This window comes from Secundilactobacillus malefermentans (assembly GCF_008033155.1).
GTDB lineage: Bacteria > Bacillota > Bacilli > Lactobacillales > Lactobacillaceae > Secundilactobacillus > Secundilactobacillus malefermentans.
This window is the reverse complement of sequence record NZ_CP042371.1, coordinates 1,825,348-1,844,891: the sequence shown is the minus strand read 5'-3', so window position 1 is coordinate 1,844,891 and position 19,544 is coordinate 1,825,348. Positions and strand designations below refer to the sequence as shown.

Genomic DNA, 19,544 nt, shown 5'->3' with positions numbered 1-19,544 from the left:
TTTTTTCAAATAAAAAACCCTACGCAGACTTTAATTGTCTACGTAGGGACGACGTTAATCGCGGTTCCACCCTACTTCTGGTATCAAAACCAGCAGCTTCGTTTTAAATTAAGTTGCTCCGAAAGTGCCAAATGATTGTTTTTATGGCTTCCTCACACTTTCGAAGCCTCGCTGATGTCAAAACAATAATCCTCTTTCATCTATGCCTGAAACATTAACAAAGACAATGATAGCCAACAACACAGCGGTTGTCAACGTCAAATGGAAGTTTGTGGTCCTTCCCATTCATTCATTTGATCGATAAATCGTTTGCTTTTGGGATGAACCCCGACCGTGTCATCATAAATTTGATCCAAGAAATGTCGAAGATGCTTCTTGGTTTCTGATTTAACGTTGATTGAATGCAGGGACTTTAGGTCAAGAACAGAAAACTGCCTTAAATAGTAAACCGTTCGCTGATCCAAGTGCATTCTCCGGGGGTCAAGGTGATAGTGTTTCTCGCAGAGCAGTCCACCATATGACTCCGAATAATCGAGCGGTGGATTTGTTTGACCACAGATAACACATCCCCTTAGCTCTGGTTGAACGCCAAATACTGGAAGCAATTGAACTTCAAAAATATTGGCGATTACGGCAGCATCTAACCCCTGATCTACTAATTTCATACCAGTAAAAAAGGGTTCATACCAACTAGTGAGAACCTCTGAATCAGGAAAGGCAAAGTCAATTAGACTCATAATGTAAGTAACATAAGCATTTTTAAAGATGTCGTTTGAGATATTTTTAAACTGCTCGGTTGACTTGCTTGAATTGATATACGAAAGCCCTTCTGACTTAATATCCCCAATGTATTTACCGTACGTAAAGGGCAGAATATCTGCGGTTAATTTAAAACCGCGCTTCTTCGCCCCACGCACAAAGAACATCTTTTTTCCAAATTCACGAGTCAGTATCTTGACGAGTAAATCGCGTTCCTGATAATCCTTTCGATACATGATGATGCCATTAAAATCGGTAATATTATGTTTTGGCAAGTGTACTCACCCTTTAATAGTCGTCCTTACGATAACCGTATGATTGAAGCGCTGATGCTTTATCCCGCCAACCAGGAACAACCTTAACCCACAACTCAAGATAGACCTTATCAGCAAGTAAATGCTCAATATCTTGACGAGCAAGCGTCCCAATTTTCTTAAGCATAGAGCCACCTTTGCCAATTAAAATACCCTTTTGAGTTGAGCGGTCAACGACAATCGTTGCCTGAATATGAATTTTCTGCTCATCCTGGCGCGCCATTTTTTCAACCACAACTGCAACTGAATGGGGAATTTCCTGACGAGTTAGCTGAAGAACCTTTTCACGAATCAGTTCAGAAACGATAAACCGTTCTGGATGGTCCGTAATTTGGTCGTCAGGATAGTACTGTGGTCCTTGAGGTAAGTTATCAACTAGTTTATTGAGAAGCTCGTTGACGTTATTCCCTTCAAGGGCGGAAATTGGATAAACTTCCTTCCAATCAAGTGCATTCTTAAATTGATCAACAATCACAATTAAATCGTCGGGATGAACTTGGTCAATTTTATTGATGACCAAGTAAATTGGCTTCTTAACTGTTTTTAAACGATCAATGATGAAGTTATCACCAGCGCCTCGTTTTTCATCAGCATTAACCATAAACAAGACGGCATCCACTTCATTTAATGAAGAAAGAGCCGACTTGACCATAAAGTCGCCAAGTTGGTTTTTAGGTTTATGAACACCAGGTGTATCGATAAAGACGATCTGCGCCTCATCAGTTGTATAAATTCCTTGAATCTTGTTTCTTGTTGTTTGTGCCTTGTCCGACATGATAGCAACCTTTTGACCGACGACTCGGTTTAAAAAGGTTGATTTACCAACGTTTGGTCTACCAATGATGGCAACAAATCCAGACTTATAATTAGGATTATCCACGATTAACTATCTCCTCTATTGAAATAATGCAACTAGTTCTGGTACAAAAATGATGACACCAATAATAAATGCAAATGCCGCCGAAAGTAAGACACCACCCGCAGCAACGTCCTTCGCCTTTTTTGCCAAATCGTCATACTTAGGGCCAACTATTAAGTCCACCACCGATTCAACGATTGTGTTCAGTGCTTCAGACGAGATAACCGAAAAAATCGCCAGAATAATCCATAACCACTGCCCTAAATTTAAATTTAGAATAAGCCCTAGAACCACGGCCAACATTCCAAATAGCAGGTGCTTTCTGAAGTTTCGCTCAGTCGTTACAAGAGAAAATATTCCTTGCATCGCATGAATAAAGGACTGAATAAAGTTCTTATTTTTAGTCGTTTGTTTATCTTTTAAGCCCATAAGCATCTAAAATATCCCTCTGTAATTTGAACATCACTTTCTCATCTTCTGGTTTCATATGGTCATACCCATTCAAGTGCAAAAAGCCATGCACAACCAGGAATCCCAACTCACGGTCAAATGAATGTTCAAGATACTTTGCTTGCTCACCCACTTTGTCCATTGAGACAAAAATATCACCAATATTCTTAGGAATTTCCTCAGCTAACTCGTCGTCCAAGTTGAGTGGAAAATCATCGGCTTCTCCGTCTTCAATCGCAAAGCTGATCACGTCCGTTGCTCGATCCACGCCACGATACTCTTTATTGATTTCTTGAATTTTTTCATTATTCGTCAAAGTAACTGACATTTCAGTGTTCTCGGGTAGCTTAATATAGTTGCCGGCATATTCGAGAACTTTTTTAATTAAATTAAGACGGTCATCAGAAACACCCTGTTGGGTTTTATCGTAAATTTCTAAATCCATTTTTATTTGGACCTACTTCCGTTAGATTCAACTGCTTCATACGCGTTAATAATGCTTGCAACAACGGGATGACGCACAACATCCTCAGAATTAAATTGGACAAATTCAATGTGCTTTACCCCATTTAAGATTCGCTTTGCCTGCACTAGACCGCTCATTGAGTTGCTTGGTAAATCGATTTGGGTAATATCTCCGTTGACAATCATTTTCGAGCCGAACCCAAGTCTAGTGAGAAACATTTTCATTTGAGAATTCGTTGTATTCTGTGCTTCATCCAAAATCACGAATGCAGTTTCCAACGTTCGACCTCGCATATAAGCCAAAGGTGCGATTTCGATAACGCCCCGTTCCATTAGCCGATTCGTGTGCTCTGCTCCAAGAATTGCGTACAAAGCATCGTAAACAGGTCGCAGGTACGGATCAACCTTGTCCTTTAAATCTCCTGGAAGGAAGCCTAAGCTTTCTCCAGCCTCGACTGCTGGACGCGTTAGGATAATCTTATCAACATCTCCACGCTTGAGGGATGCAATTGCCATTACGACTGCTAAATAGGTCTTACCAGTACCAGCAGGCCCAATTCCAAAGGTAATGTCGTTATCCTTCACGGCGTGCACATATTGACGCTGACCGTAATTTTTAACCCGTACTGGGCGCCCCTTGTTATCCTTAATTAAGGTCTCAGTGTATAGATCCTTGAAATACTCTAAGGTCCCTCGCTCTGCCATCTTCATTGCACTAATGATATCGGTGCTATTCAACCGAATTCCTTGACCAATTAAATCAGTGAGATTCTTGAAGATTGTCATGACGGAATTAACATCATTTTCCGCTCCTGAGACTTTAATCGAAGCGCCAAACGGCTTAATTTCAACATTCATGCCCTCTTCAAGTAAAGTCACAAACATATCTTCAGTACCTAATAAGGCAACGCTTTGTTCTGGTTTTTCTAAAATATATTCTTTTTCCACATCAATATTCTCTGTCAAAAATATGGAACTCCTTTAAATTCAGATTAGTTAAAAACATAGAAGAAGCCATTTTACTTACATTGTTAATTGTATCTAACTAACCCACTTGGTGCAATTAAATCGGTTAATAAGTTTTGAGAAAAATAAAAAGCCGATACAAAACAATTGTTTTGTACTAGCCCTTCACTTTACTTTAGTAATGATTTTACAGTCTGGTTGACGACGTTGCCATCAGCTTTTCCTTTAACTTGTCCCATTACCTTACCCATAACCTTACCGAAATCACCCATGCTGGATGCACCAGTATCAGAAATGGCTTGTTTAACAATTTTTTCAACTTCATCCTGACTCATTTGCTCTGGCGCATATTTTGCCACGATCTTAATTTCTTCTTTGAGTGGTTCGCTTAAGTCATCACGACCAGCATTTTCAAACTCCACTAAGGATTCCTTTCGTTGTTTCATTTCACGAGAAACAACAGCGGTCTCTTCCTCCTCAGTTAAATCATGTTCTAATTTAACGCGGTCGTTCGTAAGTGCTGTTTTAATAGAACGAATGACGTTTAATGACATCTTGTCCCTGGCCTTCATAGCCACTTTCAAATCTGCCGTTAACTGATCCTGTAATCCCATAGTTAGAATCCTCCTAATTTTTATTCAAAAAAAAGCCCCTGGAAGCCAGGAGCTTAGTTCTTAGAAGCGTTTCTTGTTCTTACGTTTTCTTGCTGCTTCTGATTTTAATTTCTTCTTAACACTAGGCTTCTCGTAAAATTCACGTTTACGATATTCCTGTAATGTGCCGCTTTTAGAAACTGTACGTTTGAAGCGTCGAAGAGCGTCATCAAGAGACTCATTTTTACGAACAACTGTCTTTGACATATGAAAATCCCTCCCTCCGAGCTCAAGTAGTAACTGCAGGCATTTATAATTAATCAATACTTAACAGTTCTTATCAATTATACATAATGTATTTATGCACGTCAACGAATTAAGTGAATTAATAGTCGTTTTTTTTGAAACTTTTTTAAAGACGACTCGTGTTAAAATGAAATTAACAAAAATTATATGGGGGTCTCTTAATGAAAGACTTAGATGTTTTTATCGTTTCCGACTCATCTGGTGAAACCGCACTTACCATCGCACAAACCGCAATGGCGCAATTTCCAAACGTTCATCCTAAGTTCCAACGATTTCCATTTATCCAAACTGAATCAATTTTACAAGGCATTCTCAATCTTGCCAAAAAAAATGAAGCAATTATCTTTCACACCCTAGTGACAAAGAAACTTAGCAACATTGTAGATGACTTTGCCGACCAAAATCAAATGGGCCATTTTGACTGTATTCAACCAGCACTTGATTCTGTGGCAAAGCGAACTAACGAAACCCCCGTTGAGGTTCCAAGCCTTAACCATAATTTGACGGAAACCTACTTCGATAGAATCGCCGCAATGGAATTTGCCGTGACTTACGATGATGGAAAAGATCCCTCCGGCTTAGAAAAGGCAGATATCGTATTGCTGGGCGTTTCTAGAACGTCTAAGACGCCCCTTTCCCTCTTCCTTGCAAACCGTGGGTTAAAAGTAGCCAATCTCCCACTAGGACCGAAAACACAATTGCCAGAAGAACTTTGGCAGGTTGATCCTAAAAAAATTATTGGCTTAACAAATAATCCTGGTGCACTACGAAAAATTCGGCAGGAACGAATGATTTCATACGGTCTTCCAAAAGAAAGTGCCTACTCTGATACAACCCAAATCAAACAGGAATTGGAATATGCGCACAAACTTTATAAAAAGCTTGGCTGTTTAATCATTAACGTATCAAATAAATCGATTGAAGAAACGGCCTCAGTAGTAATGGAAAGCTTGGATATTGATACGTCAAATTTATAAACTAATTAATGGGCGCTTGATTTAAAATATCTGACATTAGGTTGTCATTGAACTTTTCAGCTTTAAGCATGCTGACTTCATATGCGTGTGGTGACAGTTGATGCTTTTTGTCCGGGCCTACAGTTGGTGTCTCCATGATTTTAGGGACATCAGCAAGCCTTGGAGAATGCGCAACAGCATTTAATACATCAAACCCTAATGTTCCTAATCCAATGACTTCATGACGGTCTTTATGGCTACCTCGTTCATTTTTGGAATCATTTAAATGGACCACTTTAAGTCGATCAAGTCCAATGACGTCATCAAACTCGTCTAAAACACCATCGAAGTCATTTTTAATATCGTAACCAGCATCACTAGTGTGACAAGTGTCAAAACAAACAGATAGCTTATCATTATCCTCGACCTGGTCAATAATCGACCCTAATTGTTCAAAGGTAATGCCAACTTCAGTACCCTTGCCAGACATTGTTTCGAGCGCAATTTGGACTTTTTGAGTAGGTTGAATCACTTCATTCAGCCCTTTTGCGATTTGTGCGATAGCTGCTTCAGCACCTGCTCCAACGTGTGCGCCTGGGTGCAACACAATTTGTGTGGCACCTAGAGCATCGGCACGGGCAATTTCTTCCTTTAAGAATGTAACCGCAAATTTATAATTTTCAGGTTTAATAGTATTTCCCAAGTTAACGACGTATGGCGCGTGGATAACGAGTGGTGAAATACTATTTTTTTCTGCTAATTCTTTACCTGCTGCTATATTCAACTCTTCAATTGGTTTACGTCTAGTATTTTGCGGTGCGCCGGTATAAATCATGAACGTATTTTCTCCATAACTTAATGCTTCTTCGACTGAACCCAAAAACATTTTGGGTGCTTTCATACTAACGTGTGATCCTAAAAGTAATTTACTCATTTTTAATTTCCTCCATCATATTCTTAACGACGTTTTCAGCAGCATGACCATCTTCAAAACCACAAAACTTTTCATTAAAAGCATTTAGTTTCTCCTGATATTCCGGAAAGCCGCGGTTTTTGCGAAAATTATCTAGTTCCTCGTAGAATGTCTGCACATTCGTGGCCAAGGGACCGGGCGCCTCTGCGACATAATCAAAATAGAATCCCCTTAATTGATCACGATAATGTTTTAAGTCGTATGCATAAAATAACATGGGTCGTTTCAGGTTTGCAAAATCAAACATCACTGAAGAGTAATCCGTTATTAATAAGTCAGAAATGAGATAAATATCACTGATATCCTCATCCGCCAGAATTTTTACGCGATTCTCAAATCCGGTTATATCGATTAAATCCTTCACCAAATAATGTGGTCGAATGACGAGAATAAAATCATTACCAACTCTCTCAAAGAATTTCGCTAAATCAAATGGTAGTTCAAAGTGATATTGACCCGTTTTGATAAAGTCGTCATCTCGCCAAGTCGGCGCATAGGTGATGACCCTTTTATTAGTTTGACCAACTAGTTTGTTCTTAATTACTTGTATATCTTGTTCACTTGCATGATACAATCGATCGTTTCTTGGATACCCAACGGTCATAAATTGGTTGTTAAACCCAAACGCGCGTTTAAAGATTTGCCTTGAGTAATCATTGGGAGCAATTAAGTAGTCCCACCGACTCGTTTCCTGCAAGAAATTACGCTTATACTTTTCTGTCGTTGTTCCGGGAATGTTGACGTCTTCAATATCGATTCCAAGCTTTTTGAGCGGTGTACCATGCCAGGTCTGAATATAAGTTGTTCGTTTATTTTTCTTCCACCAAATTGGCATTCGAGAATTAAACACCCAGAACTCTGAACGAGCAGTAATCCAAATCCATTTTAGGGAAAAGCGTTTCACTAATTGAACATCGGGATGCTCAGTTTGCACCCGATTAAATTCTCTCGCCTTAATACCAAAGTACAAGTTCTTCTTTGAATATTGCTGGTGCTTGACTAATTCACGATAAATTGCCGCAGGATTATCATTAATCTCCTTGCCATTGAAGCTTTCAAAAATCACTTGCCTTTTTTTAACTGGTAAACAAATAAACCCATCGTTGATTACGATGAGTCCACCTCTGATAATTATTTTAATTGTTTTGACTAATTTTTGAATGAACATCATTTGGCCTCCAACATAACAATGCTAAATGAGATCTACGAATCTTGATCTGAACTTGTAGTGTAAGTGAGATCCAACTAAGAGGAAGAATAAAACAATCATCCAGAACACAATTGTCAATGTTGGTCTTTGCCAGAACCACACGTTACCGACCATTGATTGTCTAAAACCGGATACCACGTAGAAAAATGGATTTATTTGTAAAATTCTCGCAAAGATTGCTGGGAAAGCATCCGTTTCAAAGTTGAACAAAACGCCAGATAGATAAAAAAGCATTCTCATTAATGATTGAAGCAAAATATGGAAATCACGAATCAAAATTGAAACTGCTGAACTAAAAATTCCTAATGCCAGTAACAGCATGATCATGCAGAAAAAGTAATAGATCCACTGGAACCAGTAAATAGTTGGTGTAACGTGATTCAACAGTCCAATGATAATTGAAAAAACAAGCATCGTCCAAAATGAGCTCAAATTACCCACAATTTTGATTGTTGGTAGTATTGAAACTGGAAATTTCATTTTGGAAACCATTCCCACCCGTTGATAAATACTCTTTGAGGCATCGAGCACGGAACGATTCATGAAAAACCATGGCGTGATTCCAATGACCATCCACGGAAGATAGGAAACCCCATTCATTGAAGCGCCGTGCTTAAGACCTACACCAAACACGACCCAGTAAATTCCAATTTGAATTAACGGGTAAAGGTATTCCCAAACGAGTCCTAAGTAATGACTTTGATAGCTAGCCATATCCTCATATTTAGAAATTCGGAAAATGATTCCGATATTTTTTATTTGTTCTTTGAATAACGTAATGACCTCTTTCAAGTCACTTACACTCCCTTAATGTAAAATAAAGATTTTTGTTATTTAATTAAAGCGCAGTATCGGGCAACAACTCTCTTAGTTGCCTCACCGTCGTTATAACCATTCCAATTTGCGTTGAATTCGGTAAAATCTGTCGTTTTATTTTCTGTTATTGCTTTCGTTAAGCCTTGAACAGTTTTGACCGGTTCTGTTGGTAAATACTTAATCAAATCACTTTGGATTCCTGGTGCTTTCTCATATGCTGCTAGATCAAACATAAAGAATATCAGCGTTTTTGCGTTCTTTAGTAAAGAAAAGTCAAAAGCAACCGACGAATAATCAGTGACTAACGTGTCGGTAACCGTCAATATGTCTGCCGTGGGAAGCTGATCGTAAAATCTAACTGATGAACTGCTAAAATGCCGTAATTTCGCTTCTTGCTTCTTAAGAACAGGATGAAGTTTGATAATTACAATGGCGTCCGGATCAGATTTTAATGCATCAATCACCCCGTTAGGAAGCTTAAAGTCGATTCCCTCGCGATACGTTGGTGCGTAAAAAATCACTCGCCGGCCAATCAGTTCTGGCGCCACACGGTAGACTCGACTCCTCGCTCGATTAATCCAAGTTGTATGTAAAAAACGATCAGATCTTGGATAACCAAGTAGTTTAACTTTATCTTCCGAAACGTGATAACTATTTTGAAAAACCTGTCCCATCGCTTTTGAAGCGACAACGTAATCATCAAAGTGGTTATAAACAGATTGAAAGCGGCTCTTAGCTGCCTTCGACCGATTTTTAGTCGCATAATCTTCCCACCCGAATCGTTTGATTGCACCATTTGCATGCCACAACTGAACAATTTTCAACCTTTTCGGATGAACAAGACCACCCAAAAAAGCATAGTAATTATCACAAAATAATACTCTAGACGTCATCACAAGTGGAATGTATTTGAAAACGAACGACAAATTGTTATGAAATTGAATCGTTCGAATCCCTCTTGCAGCCAGATCAGTGGCGGCAGCTTCAATACTAGGATCATAAAAAACAGTTAACCGCTTTTTGTTTGGTAATTTCTTGGCAATTGCCTTTATCAAATCCAGATTATTGTCAAAGCTAACGAAGTAAGTCATATTTCGCTTACGTCGAAACTGAAATAATCTAGAAATAATTCGAATTAACCATAAATAAATGACTTTCACAACAGACCACCATTTTTAATATTCTTCTCAACACTTTTGGTATTATACCACATAAATTCGCCCGTTCCATTCGTTTTTAAAGGCACATAACTAAATCTAAAATTCTCAAAGCTTTGGTTCATAAAAGTGGCCGAGAATCTTAACTGTATCTGAGATACTAACGAATGCCTTTGGATCCGATTCTTCCATTGCTTCCTCTAATTCAGACATTTCATAACGCGAAATGACCGTAAATAAAATTGTTTTTGTATCATGGTGATAGGCCCCTTCTGCATCATGAACGATTGTGATTCCTCGTCGAATATGATTCTGTACGGAATCAATTACCGTTTTAGGACGATCGGTAATGATCATGACCTGCATCCGTTGCTGACGGGTATACACCATGTCCATAACCCTGGCATTTACAACCAGTCCAATAACCGAATAAAAGGCGTATGGCCAACCATATTCAAATCCAGCGGCAACCACTATAAACATATTAAAAATAATATTAATCGTTCCAATGGATTTCCCGGTCTTACGCCTGATGACAATTCCCAAGATATCCAAGCCACCAGTTGAGATACCATTTTTAAGCGCCGTTCCAGTCCCAAACCCATTCACAGCTCCCCCAAAGATTGCACAAATGATGGGATCAGTTGTTAAGTGAATTGGATTCAATGACTTTATCATTATACTAGCTAACACGACCGAAATAATTGTAAAAATGGTAAAGTTTCTGCCAATATTTTTCCAGGCAACAAAGAACAATGGAATATTTAAGACTAATAATCCAAGCGCCGTTGAAATCGTGACTGGCATTGTCTGTGATGAAACCGTGGTTAGTAATTGAGCCAGTCCCGTAATTCCTGAAGAATAAATGTGCCCTGGCGTCCAAAAGAAGTTCATCGCAATTGAAACTAAAATAGCATAAATGAAAGCAGTCGATGCCTTTGTGATCGACTGGTGTCTGCGTATTAGTTTTTGAACGTCATCCATTTTTTCTTCTGCCTCACTTTTCTTTGCCATTACTAGAATAACATTTTGCAGCGTTATGAACCATAGAAATTATGTAGACATAAAAAAAGACCCGATAGAAATAATCGGGTCTTTAGAATGAACCTATTCACCATCATCTGGCTTAGTGACAAATAAATCAAGCTCTTGAAGTTGCTTGTCTGAAACTGTTGATGGCGCCTTGGTCATCGGTTCAGTTGCCTTCGAGTTCTTAGGGAATGCGATAACATCTCTAATATTCTCACGGTGAGCCAATAATCTTGCAAATCGGTCAAGTCCGATAGCTAATCCGCCATGAGGTGGGAATCCCATGTCTAAAGCTTCAAGTAGGAATCCAAATTGCGCCTCTGCCCGTTCCTTGGTAAAGCCAAGCGCTTTAAGCATCTTCTCCTGAAGCTCACGGGTATGGATACGAATTGAGCCACCACCTAGTTCAAGTCCATTTAAGATAATGTCATAACTTTGGGCGTATGCCTTATGAGGATCTTCGCCATCATCAAGGTAGTGAACATCCTCTTCGTTTGGCATTGTGAATGGATGATGCGCAGCCACGTAACGTTTTAAGTCCACGTCATAGTGGAATAATGGCCAGTTAACAATCCAAAGGAACGCAAATTGAGATTCGTCGATCATCCCTTGTTCCTTGGCAATTGCAACACGTAGATAACCTAATGTGTCTGCCACAATTCGTTGATTGTCAGCAGCAAACAAAATTAAATCACCAATCTTAGCACCAGTTGTTTCCAAAATTTGCTTGTTGATTGCTTCATCCTTGAAGAATTTAGCAATTGGACCGTTGAATCCTTCATCAGTAACCTTCATCCATGCAAGACCTTTGGCACCAAACCGTTCAACGTACTGCGTATATCCATCAATATCCTTACGAGAATATTTTGTAGCTCCACCAGGAACCGCAATTGCCTTAACTTGGCCGCCATTTTCAACAACACTTGAAAAGACTTTGAAATCAACATTCTTCATAATTGAAGAAAGATCCTTCAATTCCATCCCAAAACGAACGTCAGGCTGGTCGGTCCCATAGCGAGCCATTGACTCATCCCAATCCATTCGTTGGAATGGAAGTTTGACGTCAATATCAAGGGTATCCTTCATAACTTTAGCAATTAGACCTTCAGTCAAATCCTGAATTTCTTCAGCTGTTAGAAATGAGGTTTCCATATCAATTTGCGTAAATTCTGGTTGACGATCGCCACGTAAATCCTCATCACGGAAACATCTCGCGATTTGGTAATATCGATCAAATCCTGAGCCCATTAATAATTGCTTAAAGAGTTGTGGTGATTGTGGTAATGCATAAAAATGACCTGGGTAAACTCGTGAAGGTACCAAATAGTCACGAGCGCCTTCTGGCGTAGACTTAGTTAAATCTGGCGTTTCAATATCAAGAAAGCCTTGTGAGTCAAAATAGCTGTGAACGGATTGCGTAATTCGATTACGAATCCGCAGGCTCTTTTGCATTTCTGGACGACGTAAGTCTAAATAACGGTATTTCAGACGTAGTTCATCAGAAACATTGATATTATCCTGAATATAAAATGGTGGGTTCTTTGCTTTATTTAGAAGGTTAATTTCCGTTACTCGAACCTCAATCTTACCAGTCCGCATATTATTATTAACTTCATTTTCAGCACGGTTAACGACGTGTCCTTTAACTTCAATCACGTATTCATTACGCAATTCATCGGCTGTTTTCAAAGCTTCTTTCCCGTATTCTTCACTGAACACAAGTTGGACGATTCCTTCACGGTCTCGCAAATCAATGAAAATTAAGCCACCTAAATCCCGGCGCTTTTGTACCCAACCCTTTAGAACAATATCCTGATCTAGATACTGTTCATCTACTAATCCTGCATAAGTGGTCCTTTTCATCATCGTCACTCCTATTTTTTATTTGAAAATTTAGACTCAATAATTGATTGGAAATCTTGTTGAACTTCCTCCAGCGTGACCGTAATTTCTTCGCCACTCGCCATTTTCTTCAAATGGGCTGTCTTTGATTCCAGTTCACTCTCGCCAATCGTCAACGTATACTTGGCATTTAAACGATCAGCTGTTTTAAACTGCCCCTTTGGCTTGCGATCCAAGTAGTCCCGGTCACTTGAAAATCCTTTTGCCCGAATTGCTTGTACCACTTTAAGGGTCATCGCATTGGCAGCTTCGCCAATTCCAACAACAAAGACATCCAGATCATCGTCATTTGGCATTGAAACTTGCTCGTCCTGTAGCAAAAGGAGTAGGCGCTCAATCCCGAGACCAAAACCAACACCAGAAACCTCAGGACCGCCTAATTCTTCAACTAAACCGTTATAGCGACCACCCGCACAAATTGTTGTGTAGCCGTGGCCAAGTGACTTCGACTGCGTCATCACTTCAAAAATCGTGTGATTATAATAATCTAATCCTCGGACCATTGTCGAATCAACCACGTAGTCAATGCCAAGCAAATCTAGCTGTTGCTTTACTTGTTCAAAATGAGCTTTGGCGTCATCCGTCAGGTAATCTAAAATAGAAGGTGCATCTGCGACAAATTGTTGATCTTGTTCTTCCTTACTATCTAGAACTCGCAGCGGATTTTTGTGAAGACGAACCTTTGATTCTTCGCTCAATTCCTCAAAGTGGGGTTCCAAATATTCAATCAATGCAGCCCGATAATTATCCCGACTTGTTTTATCTCCTAAGGAATTCAACGTCAATCTTAAATCAGAAAGTCCAAGCTTCTTGAAGAGGTTGATGGCCATCGAAATAACTTCAACATCTAAAACGGGCGAATCACTACCAAATGCTTCGACACCAATTTGGTGGAATTCCCTTAGACGTCCAGATTGTGGCCGTTCGTATCGATACATGGGGCCCATATAGTACACCTTGTATGGTTTATTATATTCAGGACCATAAAGTTTATTCTCAACGAAGGCTCTAACAACCCCTGCTGTTCCCTCGGGTCGCAACGAAATGTGTCGGTCACCTTTATCCTTAAAATCGTACATTTCTTTAGTCACAATATCGGAAGTATCTCCCGATGTTCTGGAGAATACCTCAAAGTTTTCAAACATTGGCGTTCGAATTTCTCGATATTGGTACGTTTTAAATAATTTTCGAGCAGTATCTTCAACAAACTGCCATTTTTCAGTATCGCCGGGTAGTATATCAGCGGTCCCTTTTGGTTTTTGATAGCGCATTAAAATTCCCCTTCCTAAAATAAAAAAACACCCCTGTCATTAGACAAGGGTGCTGGCGCACGGTACCACCTTTAATTTTCTACAGGATAACGTCACAGACGAATAACACAAAGTTATTAGCTTCAAAAGTGTCTTCAGTTTGGTTATCTTGCCATACCTTCGCAGCTACCGGTACTCTCTGAATGCTAAAACCAACTTACTAGTCTTTCTCATTAGCTTTTATTTACTACTAATACAATAGTGAAAATTTACCGGAAAGTCAAGATTGTAAGAAAATTTTTCATTTATTTGATTCATTTTGATTTTCACTGAGAAATACCTATAATAAAACTATTATCTATGTAAACGAGGAAAAATCATTGAATTATAAAAAATTACCATGGCGCGGCATTATTGTAAGCTTAATCTTACTGATTAGCTTTTGCTGCTTAGTTTACACGCTCATTATAAAAAATAGTTTAACTACTCCAACTAATAATATCAATGTCAGAACTGGCCCTAACCTATCCTATTCAGTCAAAGATACCTTAAAAAAAGGGCAACGAATTCACATTATGACTAAAAAGGAAAATTGGTATAAGATTCGCTATCAGGATAATACCGGTTGGGTTGCAAGTTGGCTTGTCAACAAGCCCAAGAAGGGAACCATTACCACAAAATTGTCAGAAGCTACAATTGTTTTAGATCCTGGCCACGGGGGTAGCGATTCGGGCGCCCTTTCTCAAGGAAATCAAGAGGAAAGAACCTACACCCTTCAACAAGCCAAGATGGTCGAAAAGCAACTAAAACGGTATGGTGCTAACGTCATCATGACCCGAAAAGGGAATCAAACCGTCAGCCTTGGTGACCGCGCTGAACTAGCGACTGATAACCATGCCGATGCGTTCATCAGTTTCCACTATGACTCAAGTCCCATTGCGGATTCGGCTACAGGGTTTACAACGTATTATTATCATACCAGTACCTCTTTGAGATTAGCGAAAACGGTCAATTCTGAATTCTCTAACCTACCATTAACTAATCGCGGTGTGAAATTTGGTAACTTTTTAGTTATTCGTGATAATCTGCGTCCCGCTCTTTTACTTGAAATGGGTTACATCAACACGAAAAAAGATTTCTCCCAAATTAAGAGCACTCGTTACCAGAAACGGGTTGCTGTTGACATCACTAAGGGACTTAACGCCTATTTTAAAAATCTTGAAAAATAGAATTTTTAGTTAACACGGTTACAATGTAATTGAGGTGATAACATGCTTACAAAAGAATGGTTAGATCAACTACCATTATCAGTTATTCAATCAATCCAACCAGTTTCTGGCGGTGATATTAATGATTCATACCGAGTTGAAACTTCAGAAGGACCCTTCTTTTTACTTGTTCAGCCAAATCATGATGCCTCGTTTTATGCTCATGAGGTTGAAGGATTAACCCTTCTCAGTCAGGCAGCCCTAGTCCCAGAAGTTATCGCAACCGGACAGATTTCGGGAGATGCCTACTTAATCCTAAATTGGGTTGATACAGGACAAGGTTCCCAATCCGCGTTAGGCGAAATGGTCGCTCACGTCCATCAAATTCACCAAGATCGATTCGGCTTCAATCACGATGTTCTAAATGTGAAATTACCGAAAATCAATACGTGGCAATCTGATTGGCCAACCTTTTACTTAACGCAACGACTAGATGTATTAGTCAAACGTGCGGAAAACCACCAATTGTGGAATTCTCAGCGTGATCAACACTACGCCCACTTACGGGCCATCTTTGAATCGTACTATAAAGATCGGTCAATCGTTCCTAGTCTACTACATGGTGACTTATGGTCTGGAAATTATTTGTTTACATCCGACGGTAACCCGATGCTAATCGATCCGGATGTCTTTTACGAAGACCGTGAACTCGACTTAGCAATGACCACCATTTTTGGTGGCTTTGATGAGAACTTTTACTCAGCGTATACCGCTACTTATCCGTTGGAACCAGATTTCAAAGAGCGATTACCTTGGTATCAATTTTATTATCTGGTGGCACATTTAAACCTTTTTGGCGAAATGTACGGTGGTGCAGTCGATCAAATATTAAATCATTACTAGTCTTCTAGTAATGATTTTTTTATGTCGTCCACTTGGGTGAAACGCTTATTGGGCTGACCATCAACGATAATGAGGTGATCGTAATCAAATAACCAACTGTTGATACCGGCATTATTACCGGCCTCAATATCAAGTTTTCGGTCACTAATCATAACGGTTTCACCACGATTTAATTCGAATTTTTCACATATTAAGTTAATGCCTTCTGGATTGGGTTTCCGTTTAACCCCATCATCCTTGGTAACCATGGCATCGAAGTATTGGGTTAACCCAAACTCATTTAATAACTCAACTGCTAACTGATTACGATGCGTTTCCAAAAAATGATGACGATTGGCGAGTTTTGTTTCTTTCAATAGGTCTGCAATTCCCTCAAATGGCCTAGCGTTTTGAACTAATTCTGGTTCGATGTGATTAAATTTATCTCTCACTTGTGTTTCCTGTAACCCATATATTGCCGAAAACTTTTTGACTGCTGTTCCAACTGATCCACGTCTCATCGTTGCGTAAATATCTTCCGTATCAATTTCAAAATCTTCAATATTAAAATAGGCCAACGTTTGACTGAACGCTTTTATCATTTCTGGATACGTATTAAATAGCGTGCCATCAAAATCCCAAATAACATTTTTCATTAATTTTCTCCTTACAAAAATAGCACCAGCCAATAAAACAACTGATGCTCATTTTTATTTATGATCTGTGTCAAAAATGATCGTTACGGGACCATCATTAACTAGTGAAACCTGCATATCGGCACCGAATTCACCCGTTTCAACCGGAATATCCAACGTTCGTAAAGCGGTATTAAATTGCTGGTAGCAAGCTTCTGCATGTTTTGGATCGCCAGCGCCAATAAAGCTTGGCCGATTTCCCTTCTTCGTATCCGCGTAAAGCGTGAATTGCGAAACCGATAAAATTTCACCGCCGATATCTTCAATGGAAAGATTCATCTTACCAGCATCATCACTGAACACTCGAAGTTTACTAATTTTGTGAACGAGGTAGTTAATTTCCTCAGGACCATCACTATCCTGTGCGCCGACCAAGAGCATAAACCCTTGCCCGATTTTGCCATTAAGCTTACCCTCGATTGTTACTGACGCGCTACTAACTCGCTGTAAAACAACTTTCAAGTTAATTCAGCTCCTATAATTTATCTAAATGGACGTTTAACAACGTAAACATCCTGCACATTTTTTAAATTATCCATGATTCGTTGTAAATGTTCCAAGTTTCTAATTCCTAGTGAAATTGAAATAGTGACCATTTTATTATGATCGACTTGACCATTAACGGACGTTAAGGATTTTGTATTGTTGTTGATTGTTTTTAAAACATCGTTCAGTAAGCCGTTCCGATTATAGCCCTGAACCTCAAGATTGGCGCTGTATTGACTCTTCGAATCAGAATCAATATTCCAGTAAACATCTACAATCCGTTCGCCATTTTCTTCAGACTTAGCAACGTTTGGACAGTTCTGTCTATGGACGGAAACACCACGACCTTTTGTAATGTAACCAACAATTTCATCCCCAGGAATCGGAGAACAGCAGTGGCTCAGTCGGACAAGGAGATTATCGACCCCTTCAATGACAACCCCTTCAGGCGCATTCGTCTTTTTCTTGCCGCGTTGCTGAATATTTTCAGTTTCATTTGAAATCGTCTGATGTTCCTCTAACATTTGACGTTCTTCGTTACGAAGCCGTTTTTCCTCAGCCTCATGCCTAATATCATCCGTCAGTCTGTTAGCAACACCAACTGGTTGTACATCCCCAAACCCAATGGCAGCAAATAGATCATCAATGTGTTGATAATGCAGTTTAATGGCAACTTTTTCTAGTTGAGACTTGGTCATGATGGCCTTAGGATCATACTTAAATTCTCGCAATTGTTGGACAATTAAATCCCGACCCGTTGAGACATTCTCTTCACGATCACGCTGCCTGAAGAATTGCTTAATTTTATTTCTTGCTCTCCGTGTTGAAACCAGTTTGAGCCAGTCACGATTTGGGCCGGTTGAGCTTGCGGAAGTTTTGATATCAACAATATCACCATTTTTTATCTGAGAATCCAACGGTACAATCTTACCATTGATGGTCGCACCAATTGTATGATTTCCCACCTCAGTATGAATGGAATACGCCATATCCAAGGGACCTGCGCCCTTTGGCAGCTCTAACACATCGCCTTTGGGTGTAAACGCATAAACGTGGTCACCAAATAATTCACCCTTAACACTGTCCATAAAGTCGGCAGCATTTTCGGTGTCTTCTTGAATTTCAATAATTTGTTTAAACCAATTTAATTTATTGCCGGTTCCATTATATTCAACTTTACCGGTCTGCCCTTCTTTATAAGCCCAGTGCGCAGCAACACCAAATTCAGCAACTTGATGCATTTGTTCGGTTCGAATTTGCACTTCAAGTGGCTTGCCTTCTGGTCCAATCACTGTTGTATGCAAGGATTGGTACATATTGGCCTTTGGCATTGCAATGTAGTCCTTAAACCGACCAGGCATTGGCTTCCATTTGGAATGAATTGCCCCAAGAACCGCGTAACAGTCCTTGATTGAATCAACAATCACTCGAATTGCCAGCAGATCATAAATCTGGCTAAACTGCTTGTGTTGATCCTTCATTTTTCGATAAATCGAATAAATGTGCTTTGGTCGACCATAAATATCAACCTTCATATTAAGATCAGCGATTGCGTCCTTGATATCACCAATTGCTAAAGCAATATAAGCTTCTCGCTGGTCTCGCCTCGAGTTCATCAAATGGACGATTCGATAATACTGTTGTGGGTTTAAATACCGTAGCGAAATGTCCTCAAGTTCCCATTTGATTGTACTAATACCCAATCGATCAGCCAGTGGTGCATAAATTTCTAAAGTTTCATTCGCAATGCGCCGCTGTTTATCAGGCCTGAGGTGTTCTAGTGTCCGCATATTATGTAATCGATCCGCCAATTTGACAATCATTACTCGAATGTCATTTGACATCGCTAATAACAATTTCCGATGATTCTCGGCCAATTGTTCACGGTTGGACTTATATTTAATCTTACCCAGTTTGGTAACACCATCCACAATCATGGCGATATCTTCACCAAATAACTCTTTTACGTCACTTAGGGTTGCACCAGTATCTTCGACGACATCGTGCAAAAATCCAGCAGAAACAGTAGCAGGATCCATCCGCAATTCAGCCAGAATTCCTGCTACTTGAATAGGGTGAATAATATAGGCTTCCCCTGATTGCCTGAATTGCTCCTTATGAGCAACCGTTGCAAATTGACAAGCCCGCTTCACCTTAGCGACATGCTCTTGATTCATATATTCTGAGACGGTCTTTATTACTAAATCAGCCGTCCATATCTGCTCTTTTGGAATATTGCTCACCCCGTTTATTAATTATGCAATTCTC

The 19,544-nt window shown here is 39.6% G+C and carries 20 protein-coding genes; 3 read left to right on the top strand and 17 right to left on the bottom strand.

Annotated elements, in window-relative coordinates; genetic code table 11:
- Positions 1–257: 257 nt before the first annotated feature.
- The 7 genes from recO to rpsU all read right to left on the bottom strand — a co-directional run bounded on the left by recO (position 258) and on the right by rpsU (position 4,673).
- On the bottom strand, positions 258–1,034 hold the full coding sequence (gene recO / locus FGL90_RS09065; protein WP_010619753.1) for a DNA repair protein RecO: 777 nt from the start codon (positions 1,032–1,034) through the stop codon (positions 258–260).
- 13 nt (positions 1,035–1,047) lie between these two features.
- Positions 1,048–1,953 carry a GTPase Era gene (gene era / locus FGL90_RS09060; RefSeq protein WP_147657769.1) on the bottom strand — a complete coding sequence of 302 codons (906 nt, stop codon included), beginning with the start codon at positions 1,951–1,953 and terminating at the stop codon, positions 1,048–1,050.
- A 15-nt stretch (positions 1,954–1,968) separates the two neighbouring features.
- Entirely contained in the window at positions 1,969–2,367 is a 399-nt protein-coding gene (locus FGL90_RS09055) for a diacylglycerol kinase family protein (RefSeq protein WP_010619751.1), read from the bottom strand.
- Positions 2,345–2,827, bottom strand: a complete 483-nt coding sequence (ybeY, locus tag FGL90_RS09050; RefSeq protein ID WP_010619750.1) for an rRNA maturation RNase YbeY — start codon at positions 2,825–2,827, stop codon at positions 2,345–2,347. The genes FGL90_RS09055 and ybeY overlap by 23 nt, the downstream gene beginning before the upstream one ends.
- Before the next feature lie 2 nt (positions 2,828–2,829).
- Entirely contained in the window at positions 2,830–3,813 is a 984-nt protein-coding gene (locus tag FGL90_RS09045; RefSeq protein WP_010619749.1) for a PhoH family protein, read from the bottom strand.
- A gap of 170 nt (positions 3,814–3,983) precedes the next feature.
- Complete coding sequence (locus FGL90_RS09040) at positions 3,984–4,427, bottom strand: GatB/YqeY domain-containing protein (protein WP_010619748.1); 444 nt, start codon at positions 4,425–4,427, stop codon at positions 3,984–3,986.
- 60 nt (positions 4,428–4,487) lie between these two features.
- Positions 4,488–4,673: a 30S ribosomal protein S21 gene (rpsU, locus tag FGL90_RS09035; protein WP_010619747.1), complete on the bottom strand. Its 186-nt coding sequence runs from the start codon at positions 4,671–4,673 to the stop codon at positions 4,488–4,490.
- A 200-nt stretch (positions 4,674–4,873) separates the two neighbouring features.
- Here rpsU and FGL90_RS09030 point away from each other — a divergent pair, with 200 nt between their 5' ends.
- Positions 4,874–5,689 carry a pyruvate, water dikinase regulatory protein gene (locus FGL90_RS09030; RefSeq protein WP_010619746.1) on the top strand — a complete coding sequence of 272 codons (816 nt, stop codon included), beginning with the start codon at positions 4,874–4,876 and terminating at the stop codon, positions 5,687–5,689.
- A gap of 1 nt (position 5,690) precedes the next feature.
- Here FGL90_RS09030 and FGL90_RS09025 read toward each other — a convergent pair whose 3' ends face one another.
- The 7 genes from FGL90_RS09025 to hisS form a co-directional block, all read right to left on the bottom strand.
- A complete protein-coding gene (locus FGL90_RS09025) occupies positions 5,691–6,602 on the bottom strand; it encodes a deoxyribonuclease IV (RefSeq protein WP_147657767.1) in 912 nt (303 codons plus the stop codon).
- The gene (locus FGL90_RS09020) at positions 6,595–7,809 is read right to left on the bottom strand and encodes a CDP-glycerol glycerophosphotransferase family protein (protein WP_147657765.1); all 1,215 of its coding nucleotides are present in this window, start codon (positions 7,807–7,809) and stop codon (positions 6,595–6,597) included. The genes FGL90_RS09025 and FGL90_RS09020 overlap by 8 nt, the downstream gene beginning before the upstream one ends.
- Before the next feature lie 24 nt (positions 7,810–7,833).
- On the bottom strand, positions 7,834–8,643 hold the full coding sequence (locus tag FGL90_RS09015) for an ABC transporter permease (protein ID WP_010619743.1): 810 nt from the start codon (positions 8,641–8,643) through the stop codon (positions 7,834–7,836).
- Between the two features lie 38 nt (positions 8,644–8,681).
- Positions 8,682–9,827 carry a CDP-glycerol glycerophosphotransferase family protein gene (locus tag FGL90_RS09010; RefSeq protein ID WP_147657763.1) on the bottom strand — a complete coding sequence of 382 codons (1,146 nt, stop codon included), beginning with the start codon at positions 9,825–9,827 and terminating at the stop codon, positions 8,682–8,684.
- Positions 9,828–9,932: 105 nt separating this feature from the next.
- On the bottom strand, positions 9,933–10,808 hold the full coding sequence (locus tag FGL90_RS09005) for a YitT family protein (protein WP_010619741.1): 876 nt from the start codon (positions 10,806–10,808) through the stop codon (positions 9,933–9,935).
- A 123-nt stretch (positions 10,809–10,931) separates the two neighbouring features.
- Positions 10,932–12,716, bottom strand: a complete 1,785-nt coding sequence (gene aspS, locus FGL90_RS09000) for an aspartate--tRNA ligase (RefSeq protein WP_147657915.1) — start codon at positions 12,714–12,716, stop codon at positions 10,932–10,934.
- 11 nt (positions 12,717–12,727) lie between these two features.
- Positions 12,728–14,026, bottom strand: coding sequence for a histidine--tRNA ligase (gene hisS / locus FGL90_RS08995; RefSeq protein ID WP_147657761.1), 1,299 nt, complete (start codon positions 14,024–14,026; stop codon positions 12,728–12,730).
- A gap of 359 nt (positions 14,027–14,385) precedes the next feature.
- Between hisS and FGL90_RS08990 the strand changes: the two genes are divergently transcribed.
- Complete coding sequence (locus FGL90_RS08990) at positions 14,386–15,234, top strand: N-acetylmuramoyl-L-alanine amidase (RefSeq protein WP_147657759.1); 849 nt, start codon at positions 14,386–14,388, stop codon at positions 15,232–15,234.
- A 42-nt stretch (positions 15,235–15,276) separates the two neighbouring features.
- Positions 15,277–16,116 (top strand): fructosamine kinase family protein, encoded by an 840-nt coding sequence (locus FGL90_RS08985; RefSeq protein WP_147657757.1) that lies wholly within the window; start codon positions 15,277–15,279, stop codon positions 16,114–16,116.
- Here the strand turns inward: FGL90_RS08985 and FGL90_RS08980 are convergent.
- The 3 genes from FGL90_RS08980 to FGL90_RS08970 are packed head-to-tail and all read right to left on the bottom strand — an operon-like array spanning position 16,113 to position 19,510.
- The gene (locus tag FGL90_RS08980) at positions 16,113–16,751 is read right to left on the bottom strand and encodes an HAD-IA family hydrolase (RefSeq protein ID WP_147657755.1); all 639 of its coding nucleotides are present in this window, start codon (positions 16,749–16,751) and stop codon (positions 16,113–16,115) included. The two genes, FGL90_RS08985 and FGL90_RS08980, sit on opposite strands and share 4 nt — an antisense overlap.
- A 54-nt stretch (positions 16,752–16,805) precedes the next feature.
- Entirely contained in the window at positions 16,806–17,252 is a 447-nt protein-coding gene (gene dtd, locus FGL90_RS08975) for a D-aminoacyl-tRNA deacylase (RefSeq protein ID WP_147657753.1), read from the bottom strand.
- Between the two features lie 20 nt (positions 17,253–17,272).
- Positions 17,273–19,510, bottom strand: coding sequence for a RelA/SpoT family protein (locus FGL90_RS08970; protein WP_029327533.1), 2,238 nt, complete (start codon positions 19,508–19,510; stop codon positions 17,273–17,275).
- Between the last annotated feature and the right edge of the window lie 34 nt (positions 19,511–19,544).